We start from the raw sequence: 17,098 nt of genomic DNA on the forward strand, positions 1-17,098 counted from the left end.
CCATAGTAACTCTGTTGCTATTCCAAGTGTTCAATGCATTCAACCGTGTATTCGCTAGGTTCCATTTCGTTTTCTTCAATGCCAAACCAACTGGAGGATCGACTCTCATTAGCGCTATCTTTACAATAGTTCACCAAAGAACCTGCTGGCTTCTCTTCTAATTCCTGATCGCTCATCTCTTCCAGATTCACTGATCGCTCGTTATGCCGCTCGCTGTCGGTCTTTTCATTCTCCAGGTCTGCGAACATGAACATACAGTAAAAAACCGCAATCATAATTGCCATAGTAAAAAACCTTGATATTAAAGGCGGTGACTTTTTCGATATAACAAAAAAACTTTTCATGGTGGTTTCCTCAATCCTGATAAAGCATAATGATTATTAAAGACCCATTCTTTCTGAATGAAACCTATTAAATATCCATCAATAACACTAGTTTAGAAAAATATTACTATTGATTCATTATATCAAGTTTCAGTAGTTTTTATAACTATCCACGCTTTAATTTCAACCTTAATAAAAAGAAGCAAGGCCGTTCATGACTATATCGTAGAACTCTATACCCTCTTCATCAAATCTAGGAATGTACTATCAATAGTGAAGTTTGCACTTACCTAAAAACGCGGCCCTTTCTTCAAGAGGAGATCGTATTTTTTTCTTCTTAATTCGTCCAGTTACCGTAACCTCCCCCCTACACCCCCGAATCCATTGCCCTCAATATACTCCTCACATTGACTTCCATCCTTTTTCAGTGTTACTCTTAAATCAATAAAAAAGTATACATTCAAAACACTGATTCCATTAAAGTGAAATAAGGGGGATCACATTTGCCAAAAGAACATTTAATTGACGTACAACCAATCAGATCATTGGAAAAATTAGCTGATATGAAATGGTCATTGAAAAGACATTGCAGCGAGAGAGACTACATATTGTTCTTGTTAGGCATCAATACCGGCCTGCGTGTGTCTGACCTATTATCGCTGAGGATAAAGGACATTAAAGGCAAGATGGAGGTCATCATCAAGGAAGGGAAAACAAAGAAGCCAAGAACCATACAGCTTAATACTGTATGCAATGAATTGGCCGCCTATATAGCCACCATTGATGGTGAATGGCTATTCCCCTCACGCAAGGGCGATAAGCCTATAAGTAAGATACAAGCCTACAGGCAACTTAATAAAGCAGCAGAAATGGTAGACATCGAGAGCGTCGGTACCCATACCATGCGGAAAACATTCGGGTACTGGTTCTATAAACGAAGTAAGGACCTTGCTGAGTTACAAATGATCCTTAACCATTCACACCCTAAAATTACACTTAAGTACATTGGGATTGCTGATGAAGGAACAGATAACAGCTTAAATGACTATGTACTATGGGAGGACGGAAGAAATGTCACTGACTGAATACAATGCAAAATATGAATATATCATTCGCAGCAATATTTCCGACAGACAAAAGGCATTGAAATTAGCTGATTTAATGACAGATATGGAAATTCAGCTAAGAAATGAAATCGGGGAACATCGAAATAAAGAGGTAAATGCTTTATATAAAAAAGTATCTCTTTTCTCCAACTTGTTATAATCAGCTTAAGACCTTGCCCTTATGTGCAGAGGTCTTTTTTTGCCGTGAAAGGAAATGCTTTGTATCTGTAAGGCTTTAGACTAAATCTCATGAGCACTGCCACCGTACCACTCGCATTTCCTCTCCTCTTCCTCTTTTTACCACACCTACCCTAACGAAAAAGCTCTTATTCCAAGCTTCATTTTCTCTCTTTAACGAAATAATCTTCAACTATAGACAACATTCCATTCAAAAATAACGTGATCAATATCATCGGCTCATCACTAATGATGTCAATGTTTACAAATTAAACATGCTTAGGGAATACTTCTTCGCCATCATTTCCAAGATTTTTATCCCGGCAACGCTGTTCCCCTTCTCATCCAGGGCAGCACCATAAATCCCAATCCCACATTTTCCCGGGACGGCCCCCATGATTCCCCCTGACACACCGCTTTTAGCCGGTATGCCAACATTAATGGCAAATTCACCTGATGCGTTATACATGCCGCAAGTAACCATGAATGTCTTGCAAATACGGGCAATGTCCCCTGGGATGATTTGCTTACCCGTCTGCAAATCTTTCCCATTCATGGCCAGCACACAGCCTATCCGCGCCAAATCCTGACTGTCCATTTCTATGGCACACTGCTTTGAATATAATTCGATTAATTCCTCAACATCCTCATTTATTACATTATGCTGCTTTAAAAAATAGCTTAACGCCCTATTTAAGTCTGCTGTATTGTATTCCGACCGGGCAACCTCTTCATTAAAGCCAATAGTAGGATTTTGCGTCAGCTCCCGGATAAAATGTAAAACACGCTGAAATCGCTCATTTACACTGTCACCTGCAATCATGTGGGTCACAGTCAATGCTCCTGCATTGATCATTGGGTTTAACGGCTTAGAGGGCTTGTTTGTCTCTAGCTTGGAAATTGAATTAAAAGGATCGCCAGTGGGTTCTTTTCCTATTTGGGAAAAGACATATTCCTCCCCTTTTTCCATTAATACCAGTGCAAGCGTCAAAACTTTTGATATGCTTTGCAGCGTCATTTTTCCGCTCACATCCCCCGCACAATACCCTTTTCCGTCAGGATAGTAAATAGCAACAGACAAATCCCCAGGATTCGCCTTTTCAAGAGCGGGTATATAGTCTGCCACTGTTCCCATATTTGTATATTTTTTTGCCTCATCGACCAAATGCTGTAATTCTTCATTGGACCTGCATTGACATCCCATATTGTTCACAATTTTCCGCCCCTTAGAAAATTTGTCATGTGAAGTGTTCTTTAATAGTGGTTTTATTAGTTATTACCATATTTCAACGATATTATTTACAAAACCAGGAAGCGGAATAGAAGTAATGTTAGAGGAACTACTTTCCTGGTTTTAGATTTCTTGAATAAAAATTCTTTAAAGAAATTTCCAAATGCTTCTCCATCTATTATTTACTGATTTTAACTCACCCATGTAAATCTAATGCACAGGTTTTGAATTTTTTTCCTCGTGTTAAAGAAAAAAAATACAAAATATACGGCATCCGCCAAACCGTAAGGCAGGTAAACTAATGCCTTGTAAAAAAAATCAGGAACCACTTCACTGTTCCTTAAAGATGAGTTAATTGAAAAAAGAAGGAATTAGAAGCGCTCAGAGGGAAATATAGACCATACGAATATTATCGCATAAGCTTTCATAAGCATTTTACATTTGATGGAAAGTAGGATAAGCCATGGGAAAATCGAAGAGTTTACAAGAAATCTATAACGCAAACCGTCCAGAAAATACGGAACTTTTCCGAGAGATACAACAGCATCTACAATTGAAGCATCCTAACAAACGAATGACAGCTACGAGAACATTGCAAATAATTGTGGCTGATAGTGTTTCATCTGGAGAGCTGCGTAATGTGGAGGCCCGTCTCCTATACAGTTAATAAGAATCTGATGTTTCATAAGCCCTTTGAAATTTTCGAACACAGAAAGAATCTTATCAATGAAAGAGATTCTAAAAAAAATCGACCATTTATTAAATAAAATAACTGAAGTGAAGTAAATAATATGTATCTCTTTCGGTCCTGAGACCTAGCAATCGAGTTTGAATCAGCATGCCACAGGTCTTTTGTTTGCTTCGTAAACTCATGCAACATTCTTTCTTTCGCTTACTTCGTGCACTTCGGTTCAATCACTTTTGCCTTTGTAAAAGTCGCCTGTTTTCTATTTACTAAATTTGAGTTCATATTTACTTTCAACTGTGAGTAAAAATGCTTAAAAGATAAAGATTGACAACATTTTTAGAGTGACTCATACTAGTAGTAACTCAAATGACAGAATATTAAGAATAGTGGAGGGGTAATTATGAATAAGATTTTCGTTCCTAACGCAATCGCCACTTTAACAAGACTTTTCTACAGTTCGACTACAATGAATGAGTATTTAGCGATGAGAACCGCTCAATTCTACATTGAAGACCTAAAGTTACTGCAAGATGTGGAAGCTGTTGCCTTGGCAATTGAAAATCAAAATGCTTTCGCTTTAATGTCTAAATTTAAATTATTTGATTATAAGGCTGCTGAAGAAATTGAAATCGCACTATCCTCTTCTGGCTATACGGAAGCAGAGCTAAGTGCTATGAATATTGAAATCTAAAATCATTGGCCCATCTGTTTACGGAACGAATGGTAGAGTTAATACTCTTTGACCCATTCGTTTTTATTTTCATCGCAAGAACAAACGTGCAATAAACTAATGCTGATAATATATTATTTATTAGAGAATATTTATTATATCTCTCCCCAATATCTGTGGCCAACAACTTCATGTATCATTTCGGATCTTCCATAGACCAATGTCATAGTTTAATTGAAAGCGATATGCTACCCATCCATTTTAAATGAATAATCTAGCATGAGTGTGTCTAAGTGTATGACATGAGATCCTAACACCTTTAATATGCTTGATTCGTTTTGGTTTTTTCCCCTTGGTTTCAATTCTCCTTGAGTGATAAAAAAACATTGCACACACCTCCCCCACACATTATTTCCACATATTTTGTAGTGCGTGATAAACACAAAAAAGCTTCACGCAATTATGCGTGAAGCTTGATGTAATAGCGATTCTTCGCTATTGATGATACCGGTGGCCGGGGTCGAACCGGCACTCCAGAGGAACACGATTTTGAGTCCCATTATATTCCACAAAAGCTATATAATCAGTAATATCAACGTTTGTTGAACAAACTCATTTTTATTAGTAACACGATTACTGATAATTATGCCTTTACTTCTTATAATCGTCAAGAATCAATGCATTTTCTTATTGAATTTTGCCTGTCCTAATTGTTTATATTTTTGAATGAGCACAGCTTCGTACTTCCTTGCATCTTCTACTTTTTCGTATTCACCCACTATACGATATTCAAGTTTTCCAGATTCCATTAGATGCACATGTTCCGAGTTTCTTCTATTTTTATATCTCCTGCATCTATACCAAACACCGCTTCCAACATAAACGACTTTTCCATGGTGCCAATGTTCATAAACTGTATATTTATTAACTTTTCTTAGTTCATTTGGGTTAAGCTCGTACTTCTTTATCAGATAAATTATTTTCTGAAAAGTTGTACCGTATATATTTGCAATATCTTGATTTGTCATTTTATCGGATAGATGCAATATAATTTTCTCTTTTTTTGGTTCCATGAAAAACCACCTCATTTTACTTATATCTAAGTAAAATGAAGTGTAAATTGAAATATTAATTTTTTCTTTGTCATAAAATCAACTTAATATGACATCAATCTCTATTATTTCTATTCAACTTTAGCGCTTGAGTGTTGAACAATAGCAGTTTTTGTTTTAGTAAAATGTTTAATTACTTCCCCATATTTCTAAATTCCTAACTTTTCCTGAATTACTGATATAATATCTTGCGGCAGCCAATACTTCTTGTATTTTCTCTGGCATATCAGTGTTCTTACTAATAGATGGTTGTACTATTACAATCTTTCCTTTTATCATTTTATCTTCATTTTTAATATCTCTTCTGAATGCCTCATACTCTCCACGAATAAAATTACAGTGGCTTGATCTTCTCCTTTCTGAAACCTTTTTTAATAAAGCAGATTTATTTTTTAGCCAAATAATTGATTTTACAGCTTGTCCTGCAACCTCGTAAACATCATTCATACTACTATTATAATTTGCCGCACTCATCTTTTTTACATGAAATAGGGTAATTTCATATTCATTTTCACATTCAGATACTGTTATATAATCTGCAATTTCTCCAGTTGAATGGTCATATATAATATACTTAAATTTAGTATTCTCTTCCAATATCTCCTTTAATGATGACTGTATTGACTTTACACTAGAAGAGTCATCATTGAATTCAACCGTTATATCAGTTCCATATTTTCCTTTCCAGTCAATTGGAAGAATATTTTCATTACTAAATACTATTGCATTCGGATCACCTTGACTTAATTCTATTCCTTGAATCAAAACGTCATCAGTAGTACGAAAAGTTAGGGGATAATTATTTAGGTAATCTGAAAGGCTATCTTTTCTGCGCCCTTCTGATACTAGAAATTTACTTTCAGCTGAATTATATCTACCATTAACATCACAAACTATCTCTTCTTCGACATCATTTATACTAAATGAGAGCTTAATATTTTCTTTTTTTATATCTATAATTTTTATTAGTATATCCAGTAATATTCCTTCAGGCTCATCTTTCCCTACCTCATAAATAGTTGGAGGGTTAGAATAAGTCCTTCCAGAGAAATCACATAGAAATATATTGCTAGGGTATTTCTCTAATTGTTGAGGAATGGGCAAGAAGTCAAAATTTGTATTGGTCTTCACCTGAATATCACTATTTGCTATTTTCAAACCATTTATGTCACACCATCTTATATAGTCTCTTAATGTTAGATATGAGGAACTCCAAAACTTTGAACCACTACTATAACCGATTGTTATACTACCTTCATTTGTAGTTGCTTTACAAAAAACATGTCCAGCAGAGTATAACTTACCTGTACTTGGATCTATAGCATTACTTACATCTGCACCTGCAGAAATTCTGTATGATTCCCCAGATTCATTAAACCTATTTTGCATACCTGAGTTAAATATCTCAAATTCCTGCAAGTTGCCAAGCACCCGATTCATGGCATGTTTTGGTATCTTTTCAAATGATCCACAAAACGCACCGGCTATTTCCTCATAAATGGATTCACTTTTAATTTGTGAGTAAATAAATAATAATTTAGTTTCTGCCTGAAAATGAACCAAATATAGAATATTTTCTAAATCTTCTAATTTCCCCCCAATAGACCACCTTGGAGATAACCTATCCCTTCCAATTGCAGCAACTGTATTATCATTTTCATTTAAAAATGGACCTAATTCCACTTTACAAATCCTAGGGAAATTTGCATTAATAATAAAATCGTTCACTTTATATATCTTTGCATGACAATTAGGCCTTATGCCATGTAAAGAAAAGTCTTGAATAGAACTTGTATTCTCACTATTTCTTATGTGATATTCAGATATATATTCTTTTTCAGATTCTTCTTGTATAACCTTTGATTCACTCATATCAATAATCATTTCTTGCCATGTTGCATCATTAGAATAGAGGACATTATTTTCAATTAGTAGATCACTATCATTCATAGCAATGAACTTTGCAGCACCTATATTATCAGCATTAGTTCTTGCAAACCTACCGATGAATTGCAGGGTATTAGCCAATGATTTGTGAGGATCATGAATTGCTGCTATCTTTAAGTTAGGGAAGTCAAATCCCTCTCCTAACATATCTACACAAATAATTCCGTCTAGCTTTCTTTCTTTTAATTCCTTAATACATTTTTTTATTGTAGAGTTAGCCATAGAGCTATCTATTCTTTTTAATTTTAAATTTGTTATTTCTCCATATAACTCTTCAAGATATTTGGCTTTCTTTTTACTATTAGTTCGAATCATCAAGTAATGTTCTAAATTTTTCTCCCTATCAGTAAGAAATACTATTTCGGCCATTTCAGCTATTAACTTGTCCTTATCAGGAGCTTCATCAATTGGAACATATTGAATTTCACCAAAGATACCGTCTTTGTAAGCTAACGATAAAGGATAATTATATATCAACTCTCCACTAATTTCCTTCTTATCAATTCTAAACGGTGTAGCAGTAAACAATAATTGCTTTGCATGTTTCATATTAATTAGAATTTGTTCCCAAGTTTTTGCTGGTACATGGTGAGCTTCATCAATTAAAACTATGTCTATTGATTTATTTATTTCAGTATTATTTGTTAATGATAGTGCACAAGCTGGAGTTGCTACTATAATTTGAGAACATATAATAGAATCTTTAAATTCTTCTTTATATAGATTTTCCATTTCATAAACTATAGGTTTGTCAATATTTGTATTTAACACTCTTGCATCACATAGTGTTTTCAAATTACTGTAATCTTCTACTATTTGTCCTCTAACCATCCTACTTGGTGTAACGATTAATACTTTTTTGGCCATTAATACATAAGGTGCCATCATTAAAACTGCTGTTTTTCCTGAACCAGTAGGCATCACAACAATCGCCGCATTTGATTTATTTAATGTAAAAAAGGAAGATATTGCATGAATTGCTCCTAATTGAGCATTCCGTAGTCCCGGTATTTCTTCAAAACTCTTAGGATAATTTATATTGTCATAATTATTCATGAAATACGAAACCATATTTCCACCTCATATTGATTGGAAAGTGAGCATTTTAAGTAGCGTCATTCCCAAAAACATTCATGTGATTTAAATACATTCTTTTAGCACTTTTAAAATTTATAATGGCTTATTTTGTAACATTTGGACGAATCTAAGTACTTATTTGTTTATCCTTGAACTTGAAAACTCAATGGTTTGACCAATATTGGCCACCCTATAAGATTGAATATGCAGCAATCTGGTCCATTTGTGGATGAAAGAGTTTTTAAGATTGTTTAAAGAGAGAATCACAAAATAAATAATAAAATTGATATTTTATACTTAATATGAAAACTTAAAGCACTTATATAAAATAACAACATAAGTCAACATGTTTTTTGACACAATAGCGTTTATATTTAAATGAATTAATCGTTATTAAAATTTATCTCTTTTACATTGGTTACTGAATAATCATTATGTTCAAGCATGAAAACTTGAATAGACTCTTTTTTATATTCATTCTTTTTTAAATAAAGTTTTAAGAATTCAAAATCATGTGTTGAGAAAATTAACTGTTTATTAATAGAAGATAATACGTCACAGATAGAAAATTGATTAACATCGTCCATATTCTGTATTGGATCATCAATTCCAACAAAACTAAGCTTACTGACACTCTGGACTTCATTTATCGCTAAAAAAATAGAAATAGCTAATACATATAACTGACCAGAACTTAATGAATACTGAACATTACTTTGATTTATTGATAAATCTTTTTCGTTTTTATAAGATAGAACAATCTCTAATTCTTCAGGACTCGATGAGTTAAATAAAACTTTATTTACACTTGGTACAGGATTTAAATATCTAAAGTATTTTTGAATACTAGAATTAGGCTTATTCAAAAGATCCGAAGCTTTACTTCCAATTTCATTATATATAGAATCTCTATGTTCATTAATACTTTGGTATTCAGCGTCATAAATCTTTATTTTTTTCTTCTTGGCAGAAATTACATCTTTGTAATGCTGGATATTCTTCTCTATTTTAGAATTATCTTTGAGCATTTGAAAGAAATTAGAAGCCTTTTTTAATTTCTCCAACTGTGTCTTAATACTGTTAATTTCTTGTAGAATTTCGTTGATATAGAATTCGATTGAAATATGCTTTTGATCACTAGGTAGGACTTTAGATAATAAAAATATATTTTTATTTAAAGTCTCATACTCTTTTTCATTATTATGTATATTTTGTAGTTCAAGTTCTTGAAACTCTTTTAATACGCTCTCTCTCTTAGAAAGTGTTAAACTTCTGCTCTTTAAGTTATCATATATTTTCTGATCACCTTTGAGTTCCTTTTGAGGCAAATTAATTAATTTACGCTGAAGAGATCTTAGTGTATGAAAATTGACTTTGTAATTGTTGATTTTAGTAATTTCTTCTGATGATAATTTTAATAAGCCTTCAATTTCAAGAAGCTCTCGTTCAAAAAAGGCCCTGTTATATAAGATATTATTTTGTATATCTAAAACATTCTTCTCAGAAATTAAAAACTCAGTATCTAAATTTTTAATTTCTTTCTCTATTTTTAATTTATCAATTTCGAGTTTTTCAATTTTTTGTTTAACTGTTTTTATTTTTTCATTTATTTTGTTAATTTTATTTGATTTTTGTGCAATCTTGTCTAGATTGTTTTGTATATTATTTACAATTTCTGAATGTAAATTATCTCCTCTATCAGCTGAACAAACAGGACAAATTCTATTTTCATTATTATTAACTAAATAGGCATAAACATCTTGGATGGCATTATTTAAGCTATTTAATGATGTAGACTCATTTCCACCCTCAAGAAGTCTTTGAAAAATATGAAGATACTTTTGGGTATTCTTTATTCTCCAGTTGATTTTTTCTATATGTATTTTCTTTTTGTTTATCAAAATAGGATTTCTATCTCTAGTAATAGTAGAATTTCTATAGTTTTGTAAATGACTCTGAGCATAAAAAAGTTCTTGTTGTTTTTTCTCTATTTTTAAATTTAATGCGTCTATTTCTTCTTCTATAATCTCATTTTGCTTTAAATAGGCTTTTAAATCTGCGACTTTTTTGGAACCATATTTTTTCTGCCATTCATGAATACCAATATCTAAGAACTCTAAATCACGCTTCATTGATTCAATTTTAGTCCTGATAGCTTGACCATAAGGAACTTGAATAAACAATCGTACTTTTCTATTATTATCGCCTTTACGAACTCTTGCTACTGATTGTCGAATACTTACAGAAGAAGGTATACCTAGAATAACGACATTTTTTACATCTTCATTAAAGTTAATTCCAGTATCCATAGCAGCAGTCATAAATCCAATTTGACGATCGGTTTTTTCTTCTTTGAAAATTTTCTCTCGAATATCTTCATCATTTTTATTCTTGAAAGTTTGATTACCCTTACTGCTAATAAAGAATGGATTGTGTTCTAAGAAACTTCTAGACATTTCGTATGCCGCAGTTGCTGATGATGAAAAAACTAAAGTCTGTTGACCATCGTGCAATTCTTTTCTGATTTGATTTTCAATCATCTTTGTGGAACGAGTTAAAAATACTACTTCAACATTATTATTTGAATAATCGACATTAGTCATAATAATAACAGGTTTATTAAATTCTACATACTGCAATGGTTCAGGAGTTCCTGTAAGGAAAATTTTCACTGCCTCTTTTTCATTATTAATGAAATCGAATGACCGTTCAGTTTCATCATTAAAGTCAGCATCTTCTACAAAATAATGAGGTTCATCACAGACTATGTAATCATAGTGATTTATGATTATCCCTTTACTCAAGTCTTCTTCTAAAGATTGATAAGTTCGATAATCAATTACATGAGATGTAAATTTATTTTTAAGTTGATTTGCAATGGCTGATCTAGGATACAGATACAATATTGACTTGTTCTCTCTTTCTGATAACGGAATAAGATGCATACCAATCATCGTTGATTTACCACTGTCAGGTTCTGACCAAAAAGCATAATTGTGGCCTGGCTCCATATTTTTAAAATCTTGTTCATTGAATCTTTCTGATAGGTATCTCATAGTAGTTAATTCCTCCGATTATTTATTTGACGCTGTTATTCTATCTGAATAAATAAAAACGTAAATTCTATCGGAGAAATTATATTGCTCTTAACTGTATATCATTCCCTACTTACATACGTTTGTAGCACACCTAATCAAGAGGAACATTTTTTCCTCCACTGCTAGTATTAGCAATCAGGGAATTTTTGTTCCGTCTCATAACAACTTAACAAAGCGTTCAAGGCAAGAACACGCCTTGACGCTGGCAAAGGCTGAGCCTTTGGCCATGAAGGTATTTTTATAAGAATATTAAGATGTCACTTTTTTCTCTGATTGCTAAGTATTAAGAATCAAGGAATTTTTGTTCCTCTAAAATTGGCTCCTACGTGGGACTTATAATGTTAGACTTCCTTGGTGAAAAAAGGTAAAGTGGAGTTAATAAACTAGGTTATATTAATTGAGGAGGAGTTACGTGTTCTTTAAAAACGATGACAAGATTGACCGCAGAGCCGTGAATATTGCTTATTTTGCAACCTTTATATTCTGGTCTGTGGCACTTCTTATAAATTCTGCTTTCGAATTCTATAACAAGGAATTCATTTCTAGTTCATTTATTATTCTTCTAATGGGACTAGCCGTTTTCTTTCTTACTGAATTTATCGCTTCTAAAATCAGGAGATCTCAGGCTCATAAATAGCCTGAGATCTCTTTTATTATTTTCTTGCAGCGCAAGACCAGCTATGAGTTGCACCTATTCTAACATCTGTAATAACAACGCCTTTGCTGTATTTATTGCATTTGTTTAGGGCGGCTACTCCCAATACAGGTATAGCTACGAGCATTGCAGTCAGAAGAGTAGGGTTTTTTGCAAAAGCCTTCGCTATTGCCGATAAAACTGCCCATGTTCCACCATAAAGTCCTGCATCTTTAATAATATTATTAACTTGCGTATTTGAAAGGTAATACTTTTTAACAGCGCCTATGGATGAGGCAGAAACTTGTCCACTAGCTTCTTGTTTAGTAGAAGCTACATTTACATTATTCATAGACTGATAGTAAGTTGCAAGCGTGGCTATAGCCTTTTCAGCATCATCACCATTCTCTTTGACTACCTGTTCAAATATGTAATAGAACTCTTGTGCCTCTTTGCTAAGTTTGTTAATTTCACTTTGCTTGTTCTTGGACAGGTTATCCATATTTAAGTTACTCTGATCCAATTCATTAACTACATCGATTAATTCCTGCGTGTCACCAATTTGTTCTTTACTAACTTGCACGGTTGGCGTCTCGACTCCTGTCGAAGCGAATGATGCAGATGGTGAAATGCAGCTAAGTAGAGTAACGGCTGATACAACACTGACGATTCCTTTTTTAAATTTCATGCTTCCAATCCCTCCCAATTTCTCCAAACAAGTCAATTATACTAGATTCGACACCAAAAAAAATACATTTTTTTATATTTTTGTGCAAAATAGGATATACTAACGTTTTGTAAATGGTTATTTTGGCGAAGTAAGCCGAAACTTGAAGAGCTTTAAAACTTACCCAGGATGAAATAGCTATTAAGTGTCAGTGTCTGGAATTATGAAATTTTCTTGAATGAAGAATATGATTTCCTTTGTAAACCATTTTTTATGGTAAATAAAATATTGATTTTATGTAAAAAAAGACCGAGCATTAAGATGCCCGATCTTGTATATTTAAAGCTTTGTATAATCTAACGATTTCTTCTTCGATTTGCTTGATTTCCCCCTCAATACTGCATAGATCGAAAAAATTGTCTTTATCCATCCATTCCAGATCCACCCATTCCAATTCAATTCTGCTACTATATAGAGAAATCAATATGTGCATATGATTTATTATCTTAGTATTTGCATTTCCAATTTTTAAGTGATTGAACCCTATGTTTAAAAAGTCGTCTGTTAGTGAGATAGTATTAACTAAGTGATTTAAAATATTTTCTTTTTCTTTCTCTTTTCTTGTTTCTTCTCTAGTTTCTTCATACCACTGTTTTGCTCTTTTTGGATTCAATAATAGAACCAAAAGAATTTTGAATCCAATTTTATCAGCATTTTCTTGATTAAAACATCCATCATCTCCATAAAGATAATTACTGAAAATTTTTACTATCATTTTTCTCAATTAAACCGACTCCCTACTAATTAATTTTCTTCATCTTACGGAGTCATTATATGGACGTTATTAAGAACGTAAAGCAAATTGGAAACTTTTTTTAAAATAAAAAAAGATTGGACATATGCCCAATCAATAATCATCAGTATTATCCCTTCTTTCCAACAAAAACACTTCCCTTTCCAATTTATTAAGCTTGTCTGCAAGGAATGCTATTTCCGTTTCACGCTCTGTTGAAAATTGAATATTTAACCGATTGAAATACATATCAAATTTTCCAACCTTTTTACTAAGAAATTCGATATCTTTTTCAAGGTTTTTAGTAAGTTTCTCGTTATAACGAACAGCACCGCCCCCGTCATAGTATTTATCATACATATTGTCGAGTAGCTTTATACGTTCTCCGTTGTCCATATTGTTTATTATCTCTATTACTTCATTAGCAGTCACTTTATCAGCCATTTAATAGTTCCTCCCCTATTTTCTTCATTATTAAACGTGATTTTTAAACATGTAACTTTATAACATTACTATCGTTACAGGCAGTACAGCTATAGTTAAAAGCCAATAATAGGCACCATAAACACGATAATCCTTTAATCTTTTATTTGGCCTGTATTGAGCTTCGAAGGAGTTCTAATATAATTCTATATCAAACTCTATTAAAATCCAACGTTGGACATTTTGGGGCTAATGAGCGCTATTCTATTTTATTTCTTTTATGACTTTTTAAAGCTATGTTTCAATTTCCCCTCAAGCTCTTCTAGTTGATATCCAATTACTTCCTTCACTTCTTTAATTGAAGACTCTAATTCTTGATCGCTAATTACTAAAGTCTGACTAATTCTCTTTTCTTGTTCCATTACCATCTTTGTTAAAGTTCCATATTTATCATCAATTATTTTTAATTTCTCTTGTTGATCATTGATAATCTTTCGCTGTTGCCGAATGAGATTCTTTAAATTTGTAATTTCAGCCATCATATTCGAGACTAGTTGATATACATTAGAAACATCATTCTCATTATCTTTTATCAGCTGTTTTACCGCATTATGTACCTTCATACCAGGCTCATTCTTTAATTCAATCAACTTATTAAATAAATCAATATCCTTTTCTGAAAACATTAGGCGACCCTGATTGCTTCGCTTAAACTTGTAGTTCTGCTCTTCAAACATTAAATAATACTTCTTTACTGCTGAAGGAGTGACACCTAGCACTTTTGCTACCTCATCAACTTTGTGATAAGCTTCCATCCCTATCATTCCTTTAAATTAATTAACTTTCTAGCCAATTATAGCTCTCTTCTGGAACTTTGATCTTCATGCTTCGAAACTCATTTAATTCTTCATCATGTTTATAGTCCGAGTTATTGCAAATCCTCTCTAGTGATTTATATGCGTATCCCTTTATCTTTTCTTCAGGTACATTAGTCCATCTGCCACTCGAAATAGTATCATCAACAAATTTATTGATTAAAATATTCCATGATTTCTTAGACCATCTTCCAATTGAGAGTTCAGTATAGAATTCATTTGATTCCTCAATCAGTAATTCTCTAAATTTATCAGGTGTTAAAGATTCCTTGTAATTACAATTGAAATTTCCCATATTATTATTTTTCTCAATCTTTATACTCTTATTATTATTTGTTGCTCGTATTTGACATTCATGTGTGCTCTCATTGAGCACTTCTGATTGTTCAAATTGAACACTCCTTGATTCGTCCATATTATAAAGGTCATTATTAGTATGCGATAACCTACCAAGGTAAATTCTATTTGGTTTATTTAGCCCCATTCGTTTTTCTTCAACTAAGTTAAATTTCTTTAATTCAGATTTACATCTTCTAAAAGTTGAATGTGAGAATCCAAGCATTTCTGCCCCATAATCGATGGACATGATTACAAAGTATCTACCTTCATCATCTTTCCAATCCTTTATCATGCTTAATTTTAATTTGTCCAATAGTGTAATATAAAGTAGCTTTGCTTGGGGCATCATATCTTTGTACTCTAAACCATATATCAATACTTTAGGTGTTTGAACATAAATCAAGTTATCGATTTGCTGTTCAGTGTAATACTTAATCATCTTTTTCCCCTTTTGACACAACAAAAGAAGACATGCTACTATTAGTTAGCAGGGGTCTTAACTCCTGTTTGTATTTTATTTAGAGATGGTAGAGCCGCCAAACTCCATTACCATCTCTTTTATTTATTTTATTATGTGACCGAACATTCGTACAATTTTATAATTTTAATCCCTTTAACGCTCCGTATTGTTCATGCTTTCGTTCAATATCAGGTCCCCATAAGTTTACATACCTTTTTGTAATAGACATGTCTTGGTGCCCCAACAATGTCATTAGACTAAAAGCATCAATTCCAGACAGAATCATCCTCTTGGCCATTGTATGACGAAAAGTATGAGGGCTCACTCTTTTATCGATTTTTGCTTCCTTTCCATACTTCGTGAATCTTGTTTGTATACTATGAGATTTCAATTCTTTGTTATCTTGGTTGATAAATAATTTCTGAGTTTCTAAATTACCCCTTATTGAAATATATCTTTTTACTTGCTCCTGGGTTGCTTCAGACAAATAAACAGTTCTTTCAAATGAATTTTTAGTCTTCCTGATGATAATTTTATTTTCTCTGACATCCTCCACCTCAACCCCAACCAATTCAGACAATCGCACTCCAGTATCTAAAAATACAAGCAAAATTACTTCATCCCTAAATCCTACAAACGTTTTTTGTTTTCGTATTGTCTTTAGTAACAACTCCAATTCTTTACTATCTAAAGTTTCTATTGTTTTCAATCTGTCTCTTAACAATTTGATGTTTTTCATCGGATTTTTATCAATTAACTTATTTTTATAAAGATAATTGTAAAATGATCGGAGAGCACGTAACCGAGTATTTATAGTAGTTACTTTTATTAACTTTTTGCTTTCTATAATCAGATTTTCTATATCTTGCTGTTCACATTCAACCAGTGTCTTATTAATAAACTTCTTAGCAGCATGAAATTCATTTTTATAATAATCAATTGTTGCTGGTCTTAGATTTCTTAAAAAACAATCTCTAAAGAAATTTTCAAATGCTTCTTCATCTGTTATTTTCTTTTTAATGATTTTTAATTCATCCTTTGTAAGGTCTCCACGTCTTGCCATACTCTCCTCCTGTCTAATTCAAGGCACACGATTCGCAGCACACGATTCTTAGTTATTTTTGTCGTGTAAAAGACAAAGAAAAAAGGCCTCAACAATTAAGTTGAGACCTTGATTCTATAAGCTTTCATGATACCGGTGGCCGGGGTCGAACCGGCACTCCAGAGGAACACGATTTTGAGTCGTGCGCGTCTGCCAATTCCGCCACACCGGCATGTATGTTGGAGGCGGCAACCGGAATCGAACCGGTGGTAAAGGTTTTGCAGACCTCTGCCTTACCGCTTGGCTATGCCGCCAACGTTTTTGGAGCGAAAGACGGGATTCGAACCCGCGACCCCAACCTTGGCAAGGTTGTATTCTACCACTGAACTACTTTCGCATATGGCTGGGCTAGAAGGGATCGAACCTTCGCATGACG

16 protein-coding genes and 3 tRNA genes are annotated in these 17,098 nt (G+C 33.1%); 5 read left to right on the forward strand and 14 right to left on the reverse strand.

Annotation, left to right across the window (positions count from 1 at the left end):
• Positions 1 to 17: 17 nt before the first annotated feature.
• Positions 18 to 284 (reverse strand): hypothetical protein, encoded by a 267-nt coding sequence (locus IOC57_RS03200; protein ID WP_207437385.1) that lies wholly within the window; start codon positions 282 to 284, stop codon positions 18 to 20.
• A gap of 602 nt (positions 285 to 886) precedes the next feature.
• Between IOC57_RS03200 and IOC57_RS03205 the strand changes: the two genes are divergently transcribed.
• Positions 887 to 1,408, forward strand: a complete 522-nt coding sequence (locus IOC57_RS03205) for a tyrosine-type recombinase/integrase (protein ID WP_207437405.1) — start codon at positions 887 to 889, stop codon at positions 1,406 to 1,408.
• A complete protein-coding gene (locus tag IOC57_RS03210; protein ID WP_207437386.1) occupies positions 1,395 to 1,589 on the forward strand; it encodes a hypothetical protein in 195 nt (64 codons plus the stop codon). The genes IOC57_RS03205 and IOC57_RS03210 overlap by 14 nt, the downstream gene beginning before the upstream one ends.
• A gap of 279 nt (positions 1,590 to 1,868) precedes the next feature.
• Here IOC57_RS03210 and glsA read toward each other — a convergent pair whose 3' ends face one another.
• Complete coding sequence (glsA, locus tag IOC57_RS03215) at positions 1,869 to 2,810, reverse strand: glutaminase A (RefSeq protein WP_207437406.1); 942 nt, start codon at positions 2,808 to 2,810, stop codon at positions 1,869 to 1,871.
• A 490-nt stretch (positions 2,811 to 3,300) separates the two neighbouring features.
• On the opposite strand from glsA, the gene IOC57_RS03220 reads away from it, so the two are divergent.
• A complete protein-coding gene (locus tag IOC57_RS03220; RefSeq protein ID WP_207437387.1) occupies positions 3,301 to 3,504 on the forward strand; it encodes a hypothetical protein in 204 nt (67 codons plus the stop codon).
• A 421-nt stretch (positions 3,505 to 3,925) separates the two neighbouring features.
• Positions 3,926 to 4,216 carry a hypothetical protein gene (locus tag IOC57_RS03225; protein ID WP_148357349.1) on the forward strand — a complete coding sequence of 97 codons (291 nt, stop codon included), beginning with the start codon at positions 3,926 to 3,928 and terminating at the stop codon, positions 4,214 to 4,216.
• A 653-nt stretch (positions 4,217 to 4,869) separates the two neighbouring features.
• Here the strand turns inward: IOC57_RS03225 and IOC57_RS03230 are convergent.
• From IOC57_RS03230 to IOC57_RS25680, 3 genes are all read right to left on the reverse strand, one after another.
• Complete coding sequence (locus IOC57_RS03230; protein ID WP_207437388.1) at positions 4,870 to 5,268, reverse strand: hypothetical protein; 399 nt, start codon at positions 5,266 to 5,268, stop codon at positions 4,870 to 4,872.
• A 168-nt stretch (positions 5,269 to 5,436) separates the two neighbouring features.
• The gene (locus tag IOC57_RS03235) at positions 5,437 to 8,325 is read right to left on the reverse strand and encodes a DEAD/DEAH box helicase (RefSeq protein ID WP_207437389.1); all 2,889 of its coding nucleotides are present in this window, start codon (positions 8,323 to 8,325) and stop codon (positions 5,437 to 5,439) included.
• Between the two features lie 389 nt (positions 8,326 to 8,714).
• On the reverse strand, positions 8,715 to 11,387 hold the full coding sequence (locus IOC57_RS25680; protein WP_286184484.1) for a hypothetical protein: 2,673 nt from the start codon (positions 11,385 to 11,387) through the stop codon (positions 8,715 to 8,717).
• Positions 11,388 to 11,841: 454 nt separating this feature from the next.
• Between IOC57_RS25680 and IOC57_RS03245 the strand changes: the two genes are divergently transcribed.
• On the forward strand, positions 11,842 to 12,066 hold the full coding sequence (locus IOC57_RS03245; protein ID WP_207437390.1) for a hypothetical protein: 225 nt from the start codon (positions 11,842 to 11,844) through the stop codon (positions 12,064 to 12,066).
• Positions 12,067 to 12,082: 16 nt separating this feature from the next.
• Here IOC57_RS03245 and IOC57_RS03250 read toward each other — a convergent pair whose 3' ends face one another.
• The 9 genes from IOC57_RS03250 to IOC57_RS03290 form a co-directional block, all read right to left on the reverse strand.
• Positions 12,083 to 12,751: a DUF1129 domain-containing protein gene (locus tag IOC57_RS03250; RefSeq protein WP_207437391.1), complete on the reverse strand. Its 669-nt coding sequence runs from the start codon at positions 12,749 to 12,751 to the stop codon at positions 12,083 to 12,085.
• Between the two features lie 295 nt (positions 12,752 to 13,046).
• On the reverse strand, positions 13,047 to 13,514 hold the full coding sequence (locus IOC57_RS03255) for a hypothetical protein (protein ID WP_207437392.1): 468 nt from the start codon (positions 13,512 to 13,514) through the stop codon (positions 13,047 to 13,049).
• 123 nt (positions 13,515 to 13,637) lie between these two features.
• Positions 13,638 to 13,967, reverse strand: coding sequence for a hypothetical protein (locus IOC57_RS03260; protein WP_207437407.1), 330 nt, complete (start codon positions 13,965 to 13,967; stop codon positions 13,638 to 13,640).
• Between the two features lie 257 nt (positions 13,968 to 14,224).
• Complete coding sequence (locus tag IOC57_RS03265; RefSeq protein WP_207437393.1) at positions 14,225 to 14,761, reverse strand: MerR family transcriptional regulator; 537 nt, start codon at positions 14,759 to 14,761, stop codon at positions 14,225 to 14,227.
• Positions 14,762 to 14,783: 22 nt separating this feature from the next.
• On the reverse strand, positions 14,784 to 15,599 hold the full coding sequence (locus tag IOC57_RS03270; protein ID WP_207437394.1) for a replication initiator protein A: 816 nt from the start codon (positions 15,597 to 15,599) through the stop codon (positions 14,784 to 14,786).
• Between the two features lie 157 nt (positions 15,600 to 15,756).
• Entirely contained in the window at positions 15,757 to 16,683 is a 927-nt protein-coding gene (locus IOC57_RS03275) for a tyrosine-type recombinase/integrase (RefSeq protein ID WP_207437395.1), read from the reverse strand.
• A 130-nt stretch (positions 16,684 to 16,813) separates the two neighbouring features.
• A tRNA-Leu gene (locus IOC57_RS03280) sits at positions 16,814 to 16,894 on the reverse strand.
• An 8-nt stretch (positions 16,895 to 16,902) separates the two neighbouring features.
• A tRNA-Cys gene (locus IOC57_RS03285) sits at positions 16,903 to 16,976 on the reverse strand.
• 8 nt (positions 16,977 to 16,984) lie between these two features.
• Positions 16,985 to 17,059 (reverse strand) — tRNA-Gly (locus IOC57_RS03290).
• Positions 17,060 to 17,098 lie beyond the last annotated feature (39 nt).

This window comes from Bacillus sp. SD075 (genome assembly GCF_017355165.1).
Taxonomy (GTDB): Bacteria; Bacillota; Bacilli; order Bacillales; family DSM-1321; genus Peribacillus.